The organism is Nocardia sp. 2TAF39 (assembly GCF_052114905.1).
In the GTDB taxonomy this organism is placed as follows: domain Bacteria; phylum Actinomycetota; class Actinomycetes; order Mycobacteriales; family Mycobacteriaceae; genus Nocardia.
On the sequence record NZ_JBFRFQ010000036.1, the window covers coordinates 34,039 to 55,837 of the forward strand.

11 protein-coding genes are annotated in these 21,799 nt (G+C 66.7%); all 11 read right to left on the reverse strand.

What is annotated here, in order from left to right; genetic code table 11:
* Positions 1–27: 27 nt before the first annotated feature.
* Positions 28–1,572, reverse strand: a complete 1,545-nt coding sequence (locus tag AB4Z47_RS21235; protein ID WP_441953048.1) for an acyl-CoA carboxylase subunit beta — start codon at positions 1,570–1,572, stop codon at positions 28–30.
* Positions 1,569–6,863: a polyketide synthase Pks13 gene (pks13, locus tag AB4Z47_RS21240; protein ID WP_441953049.1), complete on the reverse strand. Its 5,295-nt coding sequence runs from the start codon at positions 6,861–6,863 to the stop codon at positions 1,569–1,571. The genes AB4Z47_RS21235 and pks13 overlap by 4 nt, the downstream gene beginning before the upstream one ends.
* A 108-nt stretch (positions 6,864–6,971) precedes the next feature.
* Positions 6,972–8,888 (reverse strand): long-chain-fatty-acid--AMP ligase FadD32, encoded by a 1,917-nt coding sequence (gene fadD32, locus AB4Z47_RS21245; RefSeq protein ID WP_441953050.1) that lies wholly within the window; start codon positions 8,886–8,888, stop codon positions 6,972–6,974.
* 190 nt (positions 8,889–9,078) lie between these two features.
* On the reverse strand, positions 9,079–10,122 hold the full coding sequence (locus AB4Z47_RS21250) for an LLM class F420-dependent oxidoreductase (protein ID WP_441953100.1): 1,044 nt from the start codon (positions 10,120–10,122) through the stop codon (positions 9,079–9,081).
* Positions 10,123–10,281: 159 nt separating this feature from the next.
* Complete coding sequence (locus AB4Z47_RS21255; RefSeq protein WP_441953101.1) at positions 10,282–11,274, reverse strand: cutinase family protein; 993 nt, start codon at positions 11,272–11,274, stop codon at positions 10,282–10,284.
* Complete coding sequence (locus AB4Z47_RS21260; RefSeq protein ID WP_441953051.1) at positions 11,265–11,747, reverse strand: DUF732 domain-containing protein; 483 nt, start codon at positions 11,745–11,747, stop codon at positions 11,265–11,267. Before AB4Z47_RS21260 ends, AB4Z47_RS21255 begins: the two co-directional genes overlap by 10 nt.
* Positions 11,748–12,499: 752 nt before the next feature.
* A complete protein-coding gene (locus AB4Z47_RS21265) occupies positions 12,500–14,299 on the reverse strand; it encodes an alpha/beta hydrolase-fold protein (RefSeq protein ID WP_441953052.1) in 1,800 nt (599 codons plus the stop codon).
* A 261-nt stretch (positions 14,300–14,560) separates the two neighbouring features.
* The gene (locus AB4Z47_RS21270) at positions 14,561–15,601 is read right to left on the reverse strand and encodes an alpha/beta hydrolase (protein WP_441953053.1); all 1,041 of its coding nucleotides are present in this window, start codon (positions 15,599–15,601) and stop codon (positions 14,561–14,563) included.
* Positions 15,602–16,634: 1,033 nt separating this feature from the next.
* Positions 16,635–17,690, reverse strand: a complete 1,056-nt coding sequence (locus AB4Z47_RS21275) for an alpha/beta hydrolase (protein WP_441953054.1) — start codon at positions 17,688–17,690, stop codon at positions 16,635–16,637.
* Between the two features lie 866 nt (positions 17,691–18,556).
* Positions 18,557–19,621, reverse strand: a complete 1,065-nt coding sequence (locus AB4Z47_RS21280; RefSeq protein WP_441953055.1) for an alpha/beta hydrolase — start codon at positions 19,619–19,621, stop codon at positions 18,557–18,559.
* A gap of 228 nt (positions 19,622–19,849) precedes the next feature.
* Positions 19,850–21,799 (reverse strand): flagellar motor control protein ZomB, encoded by a 1,950-nt coding sequence (gene zomB, locus AB4Z47_RS21285; protein ID WP_441953102.1) that lies wholly within the window; start codon positions 21,797–21,799, stop codon positions 19,850–19,852.

Sequence of the window (21,799 nt, forward strand, 5' to 3'; positions counted from 1 at the left end):
GGTGCGGCCCGATCGTGTCCTTCGCAGCTACAACGGGAGCAGGTGGTGTTTCCGCGGGTTACGGGCAAGACTCTTGTCCCGCAACAGGTGTAGCGCGCGGCGCAGCTCCAGCCGGGTAGTCGACGGCTCGATGACCGCGTCGATGTACCCGCGCTCGGCGGCCACCCACGGCGTCGCCATGGTGGCGTTGTAGAAGTCGATCATCTGCTGGCGCATGGCCGCCCGCTGCTCCTCCGGCGCGGCCTCCAGTTGCTTGCCGCCGATCAGGCTGACCGCGCTCTCGGCGCCCATCACCGCGATGCGCGCGGTGGGCCAGGCCAGATTGACGTCAGCACCCAGCTGCTTGGAGCCCATCACGGCATAGCCGCCGCCGTAGGACTTGCGGATCACGACGGTCACCTTCGGCACCGTGGCCTCGACGAAGGAGAACAGGAACCGCCCGCCGCGCTTGATGACGCCGATCTTCTCCTGCTCGACACCGGGCAGGAAGCCAGGCGTGTCGACGACGAACACCAGCGGAATCTCGAACGCGTCGCACAGTCGCACGAAATGCGCCGCCTTGTCCGACGCCCGCGCGTCCAGCGCGCCCGCATAGACCATCGGCTGGTTCGCGACGACACCGACGCTGCGCCCGTCGACGCGGGCGAACCCAGTGATGATGTTGCGGCCCGCAGACTCGCCGACCTCGTGGAACGCGCCGTCGTCGAAGATGCGCAGCAGGATGTCGTGCATGTCGTACGCGGCGTTGTCGGAATTCGGGATGATCGAGTTCAGCTCGAGGTCGTTGTCCGTGAGCTCCGGCTCCAGACCAGGGTTCACGATCGGCGCAGGCTCCTGACAGCTGGTCGGCAGGTAGCTCAGGTAATCCCGCACCCACTCGAACGCGGCGACCTCGTCCTTGGCGACGTGGTGGATGTTGCCGTATTCGGCCTGGCTGCGCGCGCCGCCGAGCTCCTCCAGACTCACGTCCTCGCCGGTCACCTCCCGGATCACTTTCGGCCCGGTGACGAACATGTACGCCTCTTCGGTGGCTACCACCACGTCGGTGTTGATCGGGGCGTAGACGGCGCCGCCCGCGCACTTGCCGAGGATCATCGAGATCTGGGGGACCAGGCCCGACAGCGGCTCCTGACGCCGCCCCAGCTCGGCGTACCACGCCAGCGAGGTCACCGCCTCCTGCACGCGCGCGCCACCGGAGTCGTTGATGCCGACCACCGGGCAGCCGACCTTGGCCGCGTACTCCAGCATCCCGGCCACTTTGCGGCCGAACATCTCGCCGACCGAACCGCCGTAGACGGTCTGGTCGTGCGAGAACACCGCCACCGGCCTGCCTTCGACCAGGCCATGGCCGGTGACTACGCCGTCGCCGTAGAGCGCGGCCGGATCGCCCGGCTTGCGTACGAGCGCACCGATTTCTACGAAGGTGCCCGGATCGAGCAGCATGTTGATCCGATCGCGGGCGCTGGGGATTCCCTTCTTCGCCCGTTTGACCACCCCCGCTTCACCCGCCGGCTCCTGCGCCAACTCCAGTCGCTTGCGCAGGTCGGCGAGTTTCTCGGCCGTAGTGCTCACTTCGCCCCTTTCGCCTCGATCGCGGCGAGTTTCGCGGTCAGGTCCGCCCCGATCTTCCCGATCCGCGGTTCATCGATGATCTGCAGGTGATCACCCGCGATGTGGATGATCTCCAGGTTCGTCAGGTAGTCGTCCCAGCCGCCGTTCGGCACTCGGTCACCGAAGCGCGGCTCGAGCTCGATCATGCCGTCGTGGTAGCGGTCGGCGAGGTAGAGCACGACATTGCCGTCGTAGTGGGACGGTTGGGTCCTGGCGAGATGACGACTGTCGATCCACGAGGTGCGCTGGTGCTCGAGTACACCGCCGGGGATCTTCGCGCCACTGATCTTGATCAGATCGCTGATCATCTTGAACTGCTCTTCGTCCGAGGCCCCGGCCAGCGTCTCCAGCTGCTCGCGGTCCAACTCGCCCTCGACGCCGTAGGTCTTCTTCGCGAAAGCCTGGTAGCGCTCGATCCGGCGCACTCGCTCGTCAGGGCTGTTGTCCTCGCCCTCGGTCGGGATGGCGAGATCGATCAGGCCGACCATGCGCACATCCGCGCCCTCGGCGCGCAGCAACTGCGCGGTCTGCATGGCCAGCACCGCACCGAGCGACCATCCGTAGAGCACGAACGGACCGTCGCCCTGGATCTTGCGCAGCTCCGGAAGGTACTGGCGAGCCCGCTCGTCGATGGAACCCTCGACCCGCTCGAAGCCGTACATGGGTGTGTCCGCGGGGAGGCGTTTCAGCAGCGGCTCGTAGACCAGTGTGTTGCCACCCGACGGATGGAACACGAAGACCGGCACCGCGGTCGAGCCTTCGGTCCGCGCACGCAGCGGACGGACGAAACCGTCCACATCGGCGCCACTGTCCTCCAGCTCGCGGACGATGTCGGCGAGTTGCTCGATGGTCTCGCAGTCGAGCACGTCGTCGACGGTGACCTCCGCCTTGACCCGCTCGCTGAGACGCGCCGCCAGCCTCTCGGCGGTGTCCTCGTCCAGGATCGGCAGGGTGTTGAAGATCCCTCCGGCCGACTTGCCGGTCACCACCGCCCAGGTGGCGAAGGTCAGGCGTTCGGCGGCGTCGCGCGGCGGGACGTCATCCTCATCTGCGGACTGGCTGCCGCCGAAGAGCGCGGCGGGCGTGGCCGCAGCGGCTGGCACCGCGGGAGCGGGCACTGCGACCGGGCCCGAGTCGGCTTCGGGCGCAGCGTTTTCCGGCGCCGCGGAAGCAGTGTCCGGTGTCGTGGTCGCGGTGGCCGACGTCCCGGCGACCGCTTCCGATACCGCGGCGACCGGGTCCGCGCCGGTGGCGAGGGCAGCCCTGGCCGCGGCCATGAAATCGCCGTCGACGGTCAGCTCGCCCGACCCGCCCGCGGCTTTGTCGGCGGCCTGCTTGTCCGCCATCGCCTGCACCTCGTCGCGGTGTTCGATGGCGTAGCGCAGCACCTTGCCGACCTCATGGAGGCTCGCGTCGCGCACGGCCTGGACCTGCAGCTGCGGGATGTCGAATTCGTACTCGACCCGGTTCTTGATGCGCATGGCCATCAGCGAGTCCAGGCCGAGCTCCATCAGCGGGATCTCCATCGGCAGGTCCTCGACCGCGTAGCCCATGGACTCGGCGACGATCAGTGCGAGCCGCTCCTCCACGGTCTGCGTACCGTTCGGGTCCCACCGCTCGCCGAAGGTCTCCACGATCTCGATGTCGGCATCGTCATGCTGCACCGTGGTGGCGACCGGAACCGACTCGGCCACAGCGGGTTCCGACAGCGGCGCCGGGTGGGTGGGCTGACTCGCGGTAACCACCGCGTCGAACAGCAGCCGGAACGCAACGCCCTCCTTGGCGTGAACCTGCGCCGACGCACCGCCTGGATGTGGGGTGAGTGTCGTGGTGAGCGTGCCCGAGGCCGGGATCGCGCTGTGCGAAATCGAGGCGCCCAGCGACACATCGCTGAGCACCTGCGCCGCAGCGGAATTCACCAGCGCCACCAGATCGGTGACAGATGACGCCTGCACCTCCCAGACGTGCCTGCCGTCGGGCAGCGCGACGTGCGCTCCGGGCACCCGGCTGGTGCCGCTCACGGACATCTTCGCCTTCGGCCAGTATTCCTTGCGCAGGAACGTGGTTCGTGGAATGTCGGCGTAGTCGCCCGTGGTCAGCAGCGAAGGCAGATCCACCGGGTGGCCGTGCACGTAGAGCTGAGCGAGGGCGGCGATGACACCCGCGGACTCGTCCTCCTTGCGCTTGAGCGTCGGGATGAGCTGCGCGTCGTGCACGCCCGCCGCGAAGGTGGTACCCAGAACCTGCATCAGCGCAACGGAATTCGGCGCCAACTCCAGGAACGTGGTGTGCCCGGTGTCCACCGCGAGCTTCACCGCGTTGGTGAAGTACACGCTGTGGCGCATGTTCTTGACCCAGTAGTCCTCATCGTGGATGGGGTCGTGACCGGGACGGATGTACTTCTCCTTGTGCACGGTCGAGTACAGGCCGTGCTTCAGCTTGGTCGGCTCGATGCCCGCCAGCTCCGCGGCCAGCTCGCCGAGCAGCGGATCCATCTGCGAGGTATGGCCCGCGCCGCGAGTCTGCAGCACGCGGGCGAACTTGCCCGCGGCCTCCACCTGCGCGACGATCGCGGCGACCTGATCCTGCGGACCGCCGATCACCGTGTTGGTCGGCGCCGCGTACACCGCGACCTCGACGTCCGGGTAGTCCGGCAGCAGCTTCGCGACGTCCTCGGCGCTGTATTCGATCAACGCCATGTTTCGCACATCGTCGTCACCGATCATCTGCTCGCCCTCACCCATCAGGCGGGAACGAGCGCAGATCACACGAACCGCGTCCTCGAGCGCGAGACCGCCGGCGATGTAGGCACCTGCCACCTCACCCATCGAATGACCGACCACACCTTGGGGTTCGGCGCCGTGCGCGCGCAGCAGCGCGGCGAGACCGATCTGGATGGTGAAGATGCCGACCTGCGAGGTGCCGACGTCGTAGTCCTGGCTGTCGTCCAGAAACATCTCGCGTACCGAGTATCCGGCTTCGTCCTGCACCAGCTCGTCAACCTCGTCGACAGCCTTCGCGAAGATCGAGTTCTCCAGGTAGAGCTGCTTACCCATCTTGCGGTGCTGTGCGCCGAAACCGGCCAACACCCACATCGGGCCCATGGCGGCCGGAGCGTCGGCGGTGAACACGCCGGGACCCGGCTTGCCCGCCGCGATGGCTCGCAGTCCGGCGATCGCTTCCTCGTGCGTCTTGGCGAGCACCACACCGCGCGAGCGCCAGTGGCTTCGCTTGGCCAGCGAGCGCGCCACGTCGTCCAGCGGGGTCCGCGCGCCCGCCTCGGACTCCAGCCAGTCGGCCAGCTCAGCGGCGGCGCGGCGACGACGCGAGGGCAGGTAGCCCGACACCGGCAGGATCATCGGCAGCGGTTCGGTGCGCTCGGCAGTCCATTCGGCAACGGACGAGGCAGTTTCGGCCTCCGCGACTACGGCGGCGGCTTCCGCGACCACGTCGGTGGTCTCGTCGTACAACGCGGCCTCGACATCGGCAGCCTCGGCCACCGAGGCGGGCGCGAGGGCCGCGCCCTCGGGCGTACGCGGCACGTACTCCTGCAGCACGACGTGTGCATTCGTGCCGCCGAACCCGAAGCCGGAGATGCCGACGGTGGCGGTGCCGCTGTAGCGCGGGAACTCGGTCGGCTCCGTGACGACCTTCAGGTGCGCCTGGTCGAACGGGATGTAGGGGTTCGGCCCCCCGTAGTTGATGTTGGGCGGCAGCACGTTGTGTTGCAACGCCATCACCACCTTGGCCAGGCTCGCCGCACCGGCGCCGGACTCCAGGTGACCGAAGTTGGTCTTCGCCGAGCCGAGCAGTGCGGGCTTGTCGGCTTCGCGGCCGCGGCCGACCACCCGGCCGAGCGCGTCCGCTTCGATCGGGTCGCCGAGCAACGTGCCGGTGCCGTGCGCCTCGATGTAGTCGACGGTGGTGGGCACGACGCCCGCGTCCCGGTAAGCCCGGCGCAGCACGTCGGCTTGGGCGTCGGGGTTCGGGGCGAGCAGGCCGTTGGAGCGGCCGTCGTTGTTGACCGCGGAGCCCTTGATGACGGCCATGATCCGGTCGCCGTCGCGCTCGGCGTCGGCGAGTCGCTTGAGCACCACCAGCCCGGCGCCTTCGGAACGCACCATACCGTCGGCGTCGGAGGAGAACGCTTTGATCCGGCCGTCTTTCGCGACCGCCCCCACCGAGTCGAAGCCGAGCGTGGCCATCGGCGCGAGCAACATGTTCACACCGCCAGCCAGGGCGACGTCGGCATCGCCATCACGTAACGCACGCACCGCCTGGTGCACCGCGACCAACGTGGACGAGCACGCGGTGTCGACAGCGACCGAGGGGCCGCGGAAGTCGTAGAAGTAGGAGACGCGGTTGGCGACGATGCCCGACGAGCTGCCGGTCAAGCCGTACGCGGCGGCCGACGCGGGCGCGGACGGGTCCTCCTCGCCGAGCCCGAGCGCGGCGATCAGCATGAAGTCGTTGGTCGAGGTGCCGATGAAGACACCGACCGGCTCGCCCTTGAGTTCGCTCGCCGGAATCCTGGCGTGCTCCAACGCCTCCCAGGTCAGCTCCATCATCAGGCGCTGCTGCGGATCGACCCGCTCGACCTCGATCGGCGACATCGCGAAGAACTCCGCGTCGAAGCCCTTCACCACATCCTGGTCGAGATAGCCGCCCAGGCTGTTGCCCTCGGCGATCGCCCTGGCCGCAACCGGGTCGCTGGAGAACTCGGCCCACCTGCCCTCGGGGAGCTCGCGGATAGCGTCACCGCGTCCGATCAGGAATTCCCAGGTCGATTCCGGCGTCGTGCCGGCGCCGGGCAGCCGGGTGGACATGCCCACGATGGCGATGTCGTGCGCAGCGCCCGGCGTGTAGCCCGCGGTGTAGAAGGCGTCGTCGGACGATTCCTCCGCCGCCTCCGGTTCACCGTTGACGATCCGCTCGGCGAGCGAGGCGATGGTCGGATGCTGATAGGCGACCGTGGCCGTCAGCATCACGCCGGTCAGTTCCTCGATGTCACCGGACAGGGCGATGGCGTCGCGCGAGGCGAGCCCGAACTCCTCCATCGGCCGGTCCACGGTGATCTGCTCGATCGGCTGTCCGGTCGCTTCCGAGACCCACCGGCGCAACCACTCGCGCAGCTCCGCCACCGACAGGTCGGTCTGCGCGCCGCCATTCGGGGACTCGGCCGAACTCTCGGCGGCCGCGTCGGCGGGCAGGGTATCGATCGTCTGGGTGGGCGTGCCCTCGTTGTCAGCCATCAATTCCTCAAGCTACCTGTCTGCGTACCGGGCGTACCGTGTATTGACGCTCGGCGTGGGAAGGTCGGCGCCGAGCATCGATGGTCGGTCCGAGGCCGCCCTTGGCAATTACTCTTCCGGTGCATCGGGAAACGCCTGCTGGGCGTAACCACCCCGCAGTGTTCCCTCCAGATAAGCGGCCTTGCAGGCGCGCCGGGCGATCTTGCCGCTGGATGTGCGCGGAATGGAGCCTGCGGGTACCAGCAGGACGTCGCGGACGGTCACGCCGTGGCGCAGCGAGACGGCGGCCCGCACCGCGTCGGCGATCGGCAGCGGGTCGGCCTTGCCCGCACCCGGTCCGCGCTCGGCGACGATGACCAGCTGCTCAGAGGCATCGTCGGCGTCGAATTTCAGGCCGGAATGGCTGCCCTGCTCGAACACCTCGGCCGGGAGCTGGTTGGCGGGCACCGAGAACGCGGCGACGAAGCCGGGCCGCAGCGCCTTACTCGCCTCCTGTGCGGAGAACTCCAGGTCCTGCGGGTAGTGGTTGCGTCCGTCCACGATCACCAGGTCCTTGACACGACCTGTGATGTAAAGCTCGCCTTCGAAGTAGACGCCGTAGTCGCCGGTGCGCATCCAATTCGCGTCCGGCTCGGTGCCGTCGGTGTGGCTGCACTCGGTCAGGCGCTGGGTGACCTTGTTCCGGAAGGTCGCCGCGGTCTCGTCAGGACGACCCCAATAGCCGATGCCCATGTTGTTGCCGTGCAGCCAGATCTCGCCTACCCGGCCGTCGGGCACCTCCTGGCCGCCGCCCTCGGCGTCGACCGACTCCGGATCGACGATGGCAGCCCACTGCGAGAGCGCGACATAACCGCAGGACACCTGGGCGATCGCGTTCTCGGCTGTCGACTCGACCTTCACCATGCGCCCCGCGTTGAGCTCCGTGCGGTCGACGTAGGTGACCTTGGCCTCGTCTTCGGCCTTGGTGGCGGAGACGAACAGCGTCGCCTCGGCCATGCCGTAGCACGGCTTGATGGCGGTTTTGGGCAGACCGTACGGGGCGAATGCCTCGTTGAACTTCTTCATCGACGAGGTCGTGACCGGTTCGCTGCCGTTGATCAGGCCGATGACGTTCGACAGATCCAGCGACTCGCCGTTCTTCGGCAGACCGCGGGCGGCCGCATGCTCGAACGCGAAATTCGGCGCGGCGGCGAAGGTTCCCGCGCCGTCGTTGTGGGCGGCCAGCTCCTTGATCCAGCGATAGGGACGGCGTACGAACGCGCTCGGCGACATGATGGTGATGTACTTGCCGCCCACAGCGGGCAGGATCACCGTCAGCAGGCCCATGTCGTGGAACAACGGCAGCCAGGTGACGCCCCGCGAGTTCCAGTCCAGGTTGATCGCGTCGACCATCTGCAACAAGTTGGTGCCCACCGCACGGTGGGTGATCTCGACACCGGCGGGCACTCGGGTGGAGCCCGAGGTGTACTGCAGGTAGGCGATGTCGTCGACCGCGACGTCCGGGCGCACCCAGCTCTCTCCGACGCTGTCCGGGATCGCGTCCACGGCGATGATGCGCGGACGCTGCGCGGCGGGCAACGAGCGGAAGAACTGCCGGACGCCGGCCGCCGAGGAGCTGGCGGTCAGGATGGCCGAGGGCTCACAGTCGCCGAGCACGGCGTGCAGGCGATCGGTGTGGCCGGGCTCGTCCGGGTCGAACAGCGGCACCGAGATGGTGCCCGCGTAGATCGCGGCGAAGAAGGAGATCACATAGTCCAAGCCCTGCGGAGCGAGGATCGCGACCCGGTCGCCCGGGTTGGTCACCTGTTGTAATCGGGCGGCCACCGCGCGCAGCCGGATACCGAACTCACGCCACGTCAGCTCCTGCGCCTCGCCGTCGCGCTCCCGCGAGTAGTCGATGTAGCGATATGCCAGGGTGTTCGCGTCGTTCCGGGTGTGCTTCTCGACGTGATCAACCAGGGTGTGATCCTCGGGAATGCGGATGTTCCCGGTTTCGTCCAGGTAGTCGTCGAAAGTCTCTTCCATTCCTTCTTCTCCTCCGAGGCACACACAGCAAGGCGGCGAGATCGCCGCTGTTACCTGTGTGGCCCCGACTCGCTTTCGCCCGCGGGTTGCTCCAAGTGCAGAGCCGGCCTGCAGATTTTGTGCGGTCTGCGCGGTGACCGCTATCGGCTAGATTTACTCAAACCAGAGTCATGTTACAGAGAAGACCGGCTCACTCGTCCCGCAGCAGGGGAATCACGGGGGCGAACGCGTCCATCTGAGTGGGAAATACACCCACGTACGACATCGAGGTGAGGTCGCGCACACGTCGGATCTGCTCGGCGATCTCCTCGAATGTGCCGATCGCCACATAGGGCGAATTCAGGATGTCCTCGACGGAAAGCTGGACGTCCACCTCGAGATTCGGGTGTAGTCCCCTATCCAACGCCGAAAGCGCCATCTCCGCGGTCTTCTCTCGATCATCGGTGATCACGACAGCGGTGATGGCCCAGTTCAGCTCGATGTCGGCGAACCGGTCACCGGCGGCCTCCTTGATCAAGTTCACCTTTTCCACGGCCTTCTCGATGGTGATGCCGGACAGCAGGCCCTTGCCGTTCTTGGTGGTGACCGGAACGACAGAGACGATGTCCGCGTGCTTGGCGGCCAGCCGCAGCATCTTCGGACCGCCGCCACCGGTACAGATCGGCGGGCGCGGACCCTGTCGCGGCCGCGGCGTGCCCTTGATGCCGCGCACCTGGTAGTGCTTCCCGTCGAAAGTGCACTCCTGGCCGCGCAGCAGCACGTCGAGTATGGTCAACGCCTCGTCCAGCTTCTCCAGCCGGATGCCGGGCGACTCGTAGGGGATGCCCGCGTTCTCGAACTCTTCCTTGATCCATCCCGCGCCGAGACCGACCTCGAGCCGGCCCTTGGACAGCACGTCGATCGTGGCCAGGTCCTTGGCAAGCACGACAGGATGCCGGAAACCATTCGCCAGGACGGAGGTTCCCAGGCGGATCTTCTCGGTGGCCTGGGTGAGTGCGCCGAGCGCGGCGATCGGTCCGATCTGCTCACCGAGGTGGTCGGGCACGACGAAGGTGTCGAAGCCGTACTCCTCGGCCTGCTGTGCCGTCTGGACGAATTTGCGGGCACCACCCTCCTGCTTGTTTCCCTCGCCCGCCGCCGCGAAGCGGAACGGACGCAATGGAGTGCCCAGCGCGGTCAACGCAGCATCCGCTTCACGGCTCGCCGTGGTGGCCGGTGCGGCGGCATCTGTCATGAACTCATGCTCCTGGCTGTGGGGAAATTCGGGCGCGACGCCCGTGCCTGCGGCGTCGCCCAGCGTCGCGATCACCAGCGCACTTTACAGCGTGCTGACCGACTCGAGTTGCGCTTGTCACGCCATCCGTCTGCGGGGTATCTCACGTGCTGTGAATTCTCACGGATGCGGCGGATGCGGCGCTGTCTCGATGAGACCGTCGGCCCAGTTCGCCGTCCACTGTGTCGCGGTGGTGCCGTCGGCATCGACGACGAAGCCGTTGTAGAGGCTGTGCACAGGATTGCCCACCGCACGGACCAGGGTGTTCACGCTGACCACGATGTTCCACGGGCTCAGCGCTTCCCTCGGTGCGTCGCAGATCAGATCACCTGGCGCGCAGATCGTGTAGGTACGGTCGGCCAGCGAGCCGAAGCCCCCTTGACGCGGACCGGTCATCGTAATGCCCGGCACGTTGAGCCCATTCAGCGCGACTTCGGCACCCACCCCCGGCGGAGGCGTGCCGATCTGGATCGCCTGGCCCGGCCCCGGATCGCCGGTACGCCGACCGTCGGCGATCAGCATCACGCCGAGCACCAGATCGGCGGGCACAGGGCCGTTGTTCGCACCGATCTGCGCGGCGACATCGCCTGCGATCACCGCGCCCTGGGAGAATCCGGCGACCACATAGGTGGTCAGCGGGCACTCCCTGTTGCGGGCGACCATTGCGTCGACCATCCGCTTCGTGCCCTCGGAGCGGCTGTTGTTGTAGGACTGCTGGCCGTCCGGCGGAATCGCGATCGGGTTCGAGAACTGCGCGACATACGGGACGGTGTACACGTCAAGCCGCTCATGCGGGAACTGCTGCGCAACCGGATCGGAGACGTTGAGCATCAGCGAGACCGGGTTCGCGGTCGGGTTGTGCGGATCGTCGTAGCTGTTCGACTCCCAGGTTCCCGGCACCGAAATCATCTGCACATCAGGACAACTCGCCGGCTGCGAAGTCGGTCGCTCCGGCGGCCTCGGTCCCGGCTCCGGTGGCCGCAACCGCCCTGCGAGCAGGTACCACAGCAGCAGGACGACAAGAATAATCAGCACGACGACGCCGATCAAGATCAAACATCCCGCCGGCTTGGACCGGCGGGACGTCGAACGGTTGCGCGCACTCACTGGCAGTACGTCGCCTTGGCGGCGGAGATGTAGATCTGCCCGGCCCGCTCGACCGGCATCTTCGCCGGATCGAAGGACGGATCCGAGCCGGCCATCGCGGTGACGAAGGTCATCAGATCCTGATCGGACGCGCCCGCCGCAGTGCCCTGGCAGACGTACGCGCCGATACTCAGCGCGATGTCGGGCGTAGCCGGGGTGATGCCCTGCTTCTGCAGCTCGTTGAGGAACCTCTTGTCTTTGTCGGTGAGCTTCGAGGTGTCCGCGGGCGGAGCGGCCTCGGTAGGCACCGGCTGCGGCCGTTCCGGCGACTCCGTGCTCGTGGGTGGCTGCTCCGGTGCGGGCTGTCCAGTGGCGACAGCGGAGCTCGACGAGGTGGCCTGCTGCGTCGCCGTCGTGGTGCGGGTCGGCGTGCTCGATACGGTCGAATCATTGTCGCCACACGCGGCGAGCAGGCCGGTCGCGGCGATTGCGACAACCACGCCGACTACCTTTCCACGGGTCCGATGCATGAATTCTTGTCCTCGATCTCTTCGCGAAGCGGGTCGGGTCGACCACCAGGCTAGCTGTGTTTGTTTTGCAGCGCCTTCGGCACTGCGTGTTCGCGACCCCATGGCGTCTGTGCGACCGCTGCTGGTGACTTTGTCGCGGATCCGCCATCCGCTCGGACGCAGGCCGGGCCGCGAACACGCAATGCTCGGTCTCGCTGCGCTCGGAACCGGGAGCCCAGCCGAGTGGTCGCGCTAGCAGGCGATCGCACGGCGCGGTTGGCTGCCCCCTGTGCGGCGCTGCGTGTTCGCGACCCCATTGCGCCTGACGTCTGTGCGGCTGCCGCTGGCGACTGGGTCGCGGATCCGCCATCTGCCCGGATGCGACCCGGGCCGCGAAAGGGCAATGCTCGGTCTCGCTACTGACGAAATTGGGATGATCGGGGGTGGTGACCACGGTTCGGGGTGGCAGCCCGGGTGTTGGCGAGTGGCCGTCCCGAAGGCGAGATCGAGGCACAACTTTCAACCTCCACGGAGGCGGCGAAGCTGCCCCTGATGCTCGAGCTCGGTCAGGTCGACGGTCTTGGGCCACACCACGATCCGACCGGTCGACGGCTCGAGCGGACGCGATGCGGTGCGTGGGGAACACGACGCCTTCTGCCGCGCCTCGCAGTGGTGGGAGATTGCAGCTCGTGGGCGGTGGCCACTGCAGAGGTGCATCTCATCCTCAACAGACCGTTCTGTATTCAGATGCTGTGAACCTCCGGTGCGCCGTCGCGCACCGTGATGAATCCGGCTTGGAAGTTCTGCTGCACACCGCCAGGAACGGGAAACTGGTCGCTGATCGGATACCCGAGTTTGCCGTTCTCGTATCCGGCGTCGCGCCAGGCGTCCATGACCGAACCGTTCTGCACGGCCCAGGCGTCCGACACCGGGCTCCAGTAGACATTGCCGCCCTCGAAGCGGCTGAACCGGCCGAGATCCTTCAGCGGCTCTTCTTCGGCGACGGGGAACCCCAACCAGCTGTTCTCATAGCCCATCTGGGCGTACTTGCCCAGGATCAGGCCCTCGATGCGATGCACACCGGTCTTCTCGTTGTAGTAGAACGGGCCGTTCTCGAAGGCCTGCACCGCGCCGGCCTTGTTCGGCGTCTGGACCTCCGGTGCTATCGGGTAGCCAGCGGGGCCGCGCTCGTAGCCCTGCCTGCCCCACTCCTCCAGAATCGCACCACGCACCGCCTGGACGCCGGTCTGCGGCGTCCAGTACAGCGAGCCGTTCTGGAAGGCCTGCAGCCTGCCACGGCCGTCCGGCAGCGGACGCTCGTCGCCGGTGGGTAGCCCGAGCGGTCCGGCCGGCCCCATGGCGGCCTGGTACCCGCCGCCGATCATGCCGCCCACCGCGTGCGCGCCGCTGCCGGGCGAGAAGAACACCCGGCCGCCCTTGAAGTCCTGTGCCACGCCACCGGCCACCTGGTATTCGCCGGTGAGACACTCGCCGAGCCAGGCGTTCGCGACGGCCGCCGCGTCGATCGTGCCGCTCGCCACGCAGGCGAGCTTGCCCGGGTCGACGCCGAGCGCGGCCGCCGCATGTGTCCAGGACTGGCGCATTTCGAAATCCCAGTACGGCCAGGAGTGCGTGCCGGACGGGCGGTAGTTCACCTGGGCTGGAATGGCCAGCTTTCCCAGCTTGGTCACAAAGTTCTGCGAGGTGAGTCGGGACAGGAGCTCCAGGCCCATGCCCGCGACGTTGGTGCTCACTCCGGGGATGCCGGAGGCATGGTCGTAGGGACCGGTCGCGCCGCTGCCACTGGAGATGTACAGGCTGATCCCTTTCAGTTTGTCGGCCAGCGCGTACGGGTCGTGTCCCTCCCACTCCGAACTCGTCGGGGGACCCCACATGGCGGCCGAGTCGAATCCGCCCGCATCGCGCATGGCGAACTGGATGGCCTGCGGCATGCCCAGTGTCGTTGTGGTCAGGAAACCGGAATACGAGGCGGCGTACTTCGCGAAGCCGGGATTGCGCGCGGCGAGGAACATGGCAGCCGTTCCGCCCATCGACAGGCCCTCCATGCCACGCACCTCTGTTGCCCGCCATTGGCTCTCGAGCAGCGGAGGAAGTTCCTTGGTCAGGAAGGTTTCCCATTTGTAGTTGTGACCGTTGTTCGGCTCGAGCCAGTCGGAGTAGAAGCTGGACTGGCCGCCGACTGGAAGCACGACGGTGACGTTCTTGTCGGCGAAGAAGTCGACCGCGCCCGCGTCCTTCGTCCAACCGCTCTCGTCGTTAGCGGCGCGCAGGCCGTCAAGCAGGAGCAGCACCGGGAATCTGGCGTCCGGACGGGTGTTCCAGTCCCTCGCCAGCAGCAGCTGCACCTGAATGGGCGACCCCATGGATGGCGAGGTGACCCATAGCGAGACCCGACGGTCGGTAAGCCACACGACCTTCTCCACAAGCGGCGGAGCGGGGGCCACGGTGGGCTGCGCGATGGCGGGGGCGTCGACCGGCAAACCTGTGGCGAGCGGTAGCACCATGGCGGTGGCGAGCAGCATAAGCCGCCCGCGGGCCGGACGAGCACCGCGATGTTCGCGCCTCCCCCATTTACCGCATGTAATCCCTGCCACATGAGCTTTGTACTCCCGCGCCGGTGGTGTTTCGGGGAGACACGCGCTGCGCGCAGACCGCGTCGCTCGATTTGCTGGCCGAGTGCCGGTATCGAACGCTGTCGAGCGAGTCCGATCGATCCTGCCCGAAACGCGATTCAGGCCGCACCGGTTCCGGTGCGGCCTGAATGCGCGAAGCGGCGAACTATGTCACCAGGCTCCGGTGGCGTCCAGGATCATGTTGCGCGAAGCGAACAGCTGACCCTCCCAGTACTTCCAGGTGTGGGTGCCCGCGGCCGGGAAGTCGAACCGGGCCGGGATGCCCAGCGAGTTCAGGCGGGCCTCGAACGCGCGGGTATTCACCAGCGAGAGGGCTTCCAGCCCCATCGCGGTGCTGGTGTTGAACACGCCGACCGCCGAGTTCGGCTGATCGTACGGGCCCGGCAGGCCGCTGGCTGCCGAAATGTACATCGGCAGGCCCCGCAGCTGCGGCGCGAACACGAACGGGTCCATCCGCAGCCATGCCGGGCTCCACGGCGCGGCCATCGAGTCGACGTTGAAGCGGCCCGCGTCCAGCATCGCGATGCGGATCGCCTCGCGCATGCCCGGCGCGGAGATGTTCAGGTAGCCCGAGTAGGAGGCGGCGAACTTGAACTGGTCGCGATGGTAGGCCGCAAGGGCCAGCGCCCCGCTACCACCCATGGAAAGACCTGCGACCGCGTTGTTGGTGCGCGAGACGCCGTAGCCCTCCAGGAAGGCCGGGAGCTCCTTCGTGAGGAAGGTCTCCCACTTGTACGTGGTCTTCTGGCCGTTCAGGTTCGACGGCGCGTACCAGTCGGTGTAGAAGCTGGACTGGCCGCCGACCGGCATCACCAGGGTGATGTTGTCGTTGCCGAACTGCTGCATCGCGTTGGTCTCGAACGACCAGGCGTTGCGGTCGTCGCGCGCCCGCAGACCATCGAGCAGGTAAAGCGCCGCGTTGCCGCCGCGCGAAGCCCACTGCACCTGGACCTTGATCGGGCCCATGCTGGAGGGGACCATCAGGTCTTCGTAGCCGCCCGCGGGAGCCCGCAGCACCGGCGCGTGCGCCGACGGTGCCGCGGTGGCAACAGTCGGGACCGCCATCCCAGCGGCGATCGGTAGCGCCACTGCAGCGGCACCGACAGCCAGAATTCGATTACGCCAACCACGAGGTGCGCGTCGCCGTCCCGACTTGGTTCTCTTCGGCGCGGCCGCCCTGCCGAAACGCATGAATTCTGCTCTCTTTCTGCTGTTGTGGTGCTGCCGCTCGCCACCCTGAGGGGCGGAACAACACCCGTGCTGCCAACGAGACACACGTCACAGCGCACCGGATCCCGACATTCCGGTACTAGCGACGGCGCTACAACGTTCTGGTCACACTTGCGCTCGGTGGACGATATTCGACACCCCTCGCCTAAGCAAGGCCCGGGGCTTTCAACTGCCGAAATCCGCCCGTCCGCAGTATGTGATGGTGCGGTGACCTTATCGCGTTCTCGCGGTGATGTCGTGTTGGAAACCAAGATATTCCATTCATGACAGGAACGGTCACTCACCCCGGGATTCGCGCTCAGGTCGAACAGCATCTCGAACACCTGGTCCTGCGTGGCCCCGCTCCGCCGCGGCAACGACGCCACCGCGCAGGATTCACTGCCGACCCCGCGAAAAGCCGCCGCCGAGATGCCGGATCGTGATGCGGACCGAGATTTGCCGAGATTTGCCGACAAACCAGACACACTCGACCGCAAGGGGAACCGCCCACCGCCGCAAGTCCCCGCTGGCGATCATCCAGCCAACGATGCGGACCGCCACCCGCTCCCGGTTCCACACACAAAATCCCAGCGAGACACACAACCAGCCCCGGCGAGTGCGGGATGGGTACAAAGAGCCAGGACGACTACTGCGCGGTTCCCACCCATAATTTCCGTCTCACGAGCCCTGTGCACGCCCGGCTCGCGAACACGGCGCGCCGAAGCGCGCGGCCAGACAAACAAAGCCTGACCAGGCAATACCGCCCTCACCTCCTACCGCAACCAAATAGGCCCGACTCCCGCTTCCGAGCGAAGCTGTTCAGGGGCGCTGCGCGCTCCGCGGTGGGTGGGGAAATTCGCTATTTTCGTGTCAGCGAGACCGAGCATTGCCCGTTCGCGGCCCGGCTCGCGTCCGAGCGACCGTTGCGTCCGCCACGAAGTCGCCAGCAGCGGTCGCTCGGACGCGAGCCAAAAGGGGGCCGCGAACACGCAGCGCCGCAGGCGCTGCCAACAATTCAGCCGATGTTGGCGGACAGATCGGGGAGCATCCTGATGGCCTCGTCGGACCAGTTGTTCCAGGCGTGGATGCCGTTGGCCGGGAAGGAGTAGATAGCGTTGCCACCACCCAGCGTCGCCATGCGGACCTGGAACGCTCGGGTGTTCGCCAGCGCCAGCGCCTCCAACTCCATGCCGTTGAGGGTATTGAAGCTCGGCAGGTCGGCGGCTGTGGGCAGACCGCTCGCGGCGGCGATCCACAGGCGCGTGCCGTTGCGGACCAGGTTGGGCGCGAAGACGAACGGGTCCATGTGCAGCCACTGCGGACTCCAGGGCGGCGCCATCGAGTCGACGTTATAGCCGCCCGCATCCATCATGGCCAGGCGAATGGCCTCACGCATGCCCGGTGCGGAGTTGTTCAGGTAGCCGGAGAACGAACCGGCGAAGCTGAACTGGTCCGGATGGTAGGCGGCCAGCGTCAGCGCGGCGCTGCCACCCATGGACAAGCCGAAGGCGCCGTTGCGGTTCGGGTTGAACCCGAGCCGGTCGCGCAGGGCCCAGCGCAGATTGTTGGTCAGGAACGTTTCCCACTGGTACCGGTAGCTCTTGCCCGGGCCGCCGGCGAACCCGTCGAGCCCGCCGGAGCCGGTGCTCGAGCCGTTGCCTGCCGGGACGCCGAAGAACTCGCTCGGCGCGTTCCAGTCGGCGTAGAAACTCGACATGCCACCGACTGGCATGACTACGTTGATGTTCTGGCCGGCCAGCACCTCCGGGATGTTGGTCTCGATCTCCCAGCCGTTCAGGTTCTCCGGAGCCCGCAGGCCATCCAGCACGTAGACGACGCGGTTGGTGTTGCCATCCGCTGCACGCAGGATCCGGGACTTGATCGGGCCCATGCCGGAATCGACCCAGAAGTCGAAGGCCGCCGGGTTGAACGCCGCCGATGCGGTGGCGCCGGTGCCCATGACGGTGGCGCCGAACGGCAGCAGCATCGCCGTCGCGATACCGATAGCCGATCGCCGCAGCCACGAACCTCTTGACCTATCGAGCCCGCGTCTCCCGCGCGCACTATGCATCACACTCGACCCTTTCGCTCAGGCGGCCGCGTCGGCAAATTTCTAGCGATCCCCACCGGCCCCATCGGACACGGAGATCTCGACGTCCACCAAGAACGGACGAAACGACCTCTGTGCATGTTCTTCGTGTATCAATCAGAAACGGATGCTTACATGTTGCTGGATGGTGATCCGTGCCACAACCACCGACAGGTTTTCCGCTTCATATTCGTTGTAAACGGAGTCGCGGACGACTGCGGAATACAAAACCACCCGATGCACACACCGGACGGTCTTTCTCCGAGCACCGACCGACTCACACCATCAGGTGCGCGTCTTACGAGCACGTTTGCGGCCCGTCTGGGGTCCGAGTGATCGAAGCGCATGCACCGCAGGCGCAAGTCTCGGCCGCTCGGACCGAGCCATAAAGACCGGAACAACTGCGGGTATACAAAAAGACCGCCCCGACACACATAGGCACAGGGCGGTCTTTCACCGACGACGCCGACCAACTCGGCCCCGTCGAGTGCGAGTCTTACGAGCACATTCGCCGCCCGGCCCGCATCCGAGCGATCGAAGCGCATGCGGCTGCAGCTGTTGGTCTCGGCCGCTCGAACCGAACCCCGAACCAGCCGGGAACAACTGCGGATCTACAAAAGACCGCCCGAGTGCACACGGGCGGTGCTTCACAAACGGCGCCGACCAACTCAGCCCCGTCGAGTGCGAGTCTTACGAGCACATTCGCGGTCCGGCTCGCGTCCGAGCGATCGAAGCGCATGCGACGCAGTCGCGAGTCTCGATCGCTCGGACGCGAGCCAAAAGGGGGGCCGCGAACACGCAGCGCCGCAGGCGCTGCAAATCAAACACAGCAGGCGCTGCAAAATAATTCAGCCGATGTTCGCCGACAGATCCGGGATCATCCGGTACACCTCGTCGGCCCAGTAGTTCCAGTTGTGCACTCCGACGGCGGGGAAGTCGTAGGTGATGTTGCCTGCACCCAGCGACAGCATGCGGACCTGGAAAGCACGGGTGTTGGCCAGCGCCAGCGCCTCCAGACCCATCGCGTTGACCGTATTGAAGCTCAGGCCATCCGCCGCACTCGGCAGACCGCTACCCGCGGAGACCCACAGCCGGGTGTTGTTGGCTTTCAGCTGGGGCGCGAACACGAACGGGTCCATCCGCAGCCACTGCGGACCCCACGGTGGTGCCATCGCGTCGATGTTGTAGCCACCCGCGTCCAGCATCGCCACGCGCAGCGCCTCGCGCATGCCCGGCGCGGAGATGTTCAGGTAGCCGGAGTACGAACCGGCATAACGGAATTGGTCGGGGTGGTAGGCGGCCAGCGTCAGCGCGGCGCTGCCGCCCATGGACAGGCCGAACACACCGTTGCGGTTCGGGTTGAAACCGAGCCGGTCGCGCAGCGCCGAGCGCAAGTTGGTGGTGAGGAACGTTTCCCACTTGTAGGTGCTGGACTTACCCGGCCCGCCCACGGAACCGGTCAGCAGACCGGAGCCGGAGTTCGCCGAACCGGTCGATGAGGAGCCGGCGCTGCCCAGACCGAAGAAGTCGCTCGGAGCGTTCCAGTCGGCGTAGAAGCTGGACGGCCCGCCGACCGGCATGACCACATTGATGTTCCATTTGGTCAGCTCGCGCGCGACTTCGGTGTCGATCTCCCAGCCACTGAGGTCATTGCGCGCGCGCATGCCGTCCAGCGCGTACACCACGCGACCGGTGTTGCCGTCGGCCGCGCGGAAGATGCGCGACTTGATCGGACCCATATCGGAATCGACCCAGAAGTCGAAGCCGTCCGGATTGAAGGCGGCGGACGCCGGAGCGGCAGGGCCTGCCACCGACACCCCGAGCGGTAGCAGAACAGCCAGCGACACCAGCATCGAACGCTTGAGCCAGGCCCCTGCTCTTCGAGTATTCAGACGTCCGATCACGCCTCGCATCAATTTCGACCTTTCGTTCTACGGCGACCGTGGCAGCCGTCCACACGTTGACCCGCCGATGCCACGATCAGCGGACGCCACAGCTGGGGCGTACGCATCGCAGCCTATCGCGGCATCGATGCAGGGACGTTATCAAAACGAGATAAAGCGGCGCACACCACTTTATCGGATTCGTCCAACCCAATCACTGGGCGCAGCGTAAACGATGAGCCCAGTGTGGCCTACGGGTCAGCGGGGCGCGACCGGCTCGGGAAACGGGTCGACCAGCCCGCAGCGCTGAATCTCGTACTTCGGCACCCGATCCATCCGATACTTGGCGAATCGCAGCGCATTGCGCAGATTGTGCCGGAAACGCTCGAACGTGAGCGGGTCGCGGTAGGAGATCATCAGCGCCTGAGTGCCTGGGCAGCCCATCGCGGTCCGCGCCTGGGTCACCCACTTCTCGTCCAGGTACCAGGGCATCCACGGCTTCCTGTCCACCATGCCGGTGTCCACGACGACCCAGTCCGGGTACAGGCTCTTGTCGTGCCCGATCCGGCCGTCGGTGAGCCGATCGGTGTGCGCGGCCAGCGGGTAGGCCAGGCCCATCGGATCGATCACCTGGACGTTCAGCGGGACGTTCATGCTGGTCATCCCCAGATTCAAGAAGTAAACCGAGTGGCCTGCGCCACCGACGGGGATGGGCTGTGGCGGTGGAGCGACATACCAGAACATGAAAGACGGCGAGTTGAGCAGCAGCCCACCGTTCGGGCTGGCCGCGATGTCGTCGACCATCGCGCGGATGCGCGGGTAATCCAGGTAATCCTCCGCCAGGATCGGATGGTCGTGACCGGTGTTGAGCACGTAGTAGACGCGCTCGTCGACGATGCCGGTCGAGGTGATCTTGGTGCCGGTCTTGATTGCGGTGGTGTTGGCGGCGAACAACGCCCAACCCGCGGTGCCGACGAGCGCGAGCAGGATCACCGCGAAGGACCAGTCGGCGGCCGTCGCCGCGCGCAGGCCGCCTTCGGGCAGCCGGATCGGGACCACCGCGACCGGAAGCAGCAGCAGGAACAGCTGCGGAAGCAGCATGCGGCCGTGCATGAAGTCGCCGCCGACGCGCACCGCGTAGACGGTCAAGATGAATCCGCTGAACAGCACGAGAGTGACCACCGCGCCCGGCGAGCGCAGCCGTTCCCGGACCCACTGCACCGACCAACCGCGCTCTTCGTCTGTGGCGTGCTCGGACGGCACCGCAATCCGCTCGGCACGGGCGCGCGCCGCGACCACCCCGCCGATCAGCAGCACCAGCAGCGGCACCCACAGGAAGTAGGGACCGACCAGATTCCAGAGATAGGTGAGGCCCTGACCCCACTTGGCGCCGCCCGCGTCCTTCGCGACCGCGGTGTTCGGATAGGGCAGGCCGTAGTAGCCCATCCGCCAGATCTGGTAGCCCAGCGGAACCAGCCCGGCCACCGCGACGATCACCGCGCGCAGAACGATCGGGCGAATCCTGCTCTCCGGCATGGGCGCCAGGAAGATCATCAGCAACGCCAGTGCGCCGACGAGCGTCATCTCGGGACGGATCAGCGGCGCGAGCCCGGCGAGGAAGACCAGGCCGAGCAAACCGGGCAGCCGAACCGATTTCGCCTGACTCCACCGCATCAGCTGCCACCAGAGCAGGCCGATCCAGCAGATCACCAGCCCGCTCTCCAGGCCGGAGGTGACATAGTCCCTGGCCGGGGGCAGGGCGATGTAGACAAGTACCCCCGCTGGCAGCAGTAGGCCCGACCCCGTCCCGCCCCACAACCGGGAGGAGCCGAACATGGCGAAGACCACCGCGGCCAGCGACACCGTCAGCGCGACGCCGAGCACCACGTACTCGAGCCGCGCCTGGGTCAGCCAGCTGAAGAACCAGACGAGGTAGGTCCATGCGGTACTGGTGTTGGTTTCGACACGCTCGCCCGCGTTGAAGACGGGGCCGTTGCCCGCAAGCAGATTGCGTACGGTCCGCAACACGATGAGGCCGTCATCGGCGATCCAGCGCCGCTGCCAGCCACCGATCGCGAAAAGGACAACGGTGAGCGCGATCCCACCGACGAACGTGGCTTTGGATAGACGTGCGAACCGCGATGGGGAGGGCGCAAGCTCATCAGCCGGCCGCTCCCCCGCGTATTCCGTTCGCTCCGCTACCAGCAT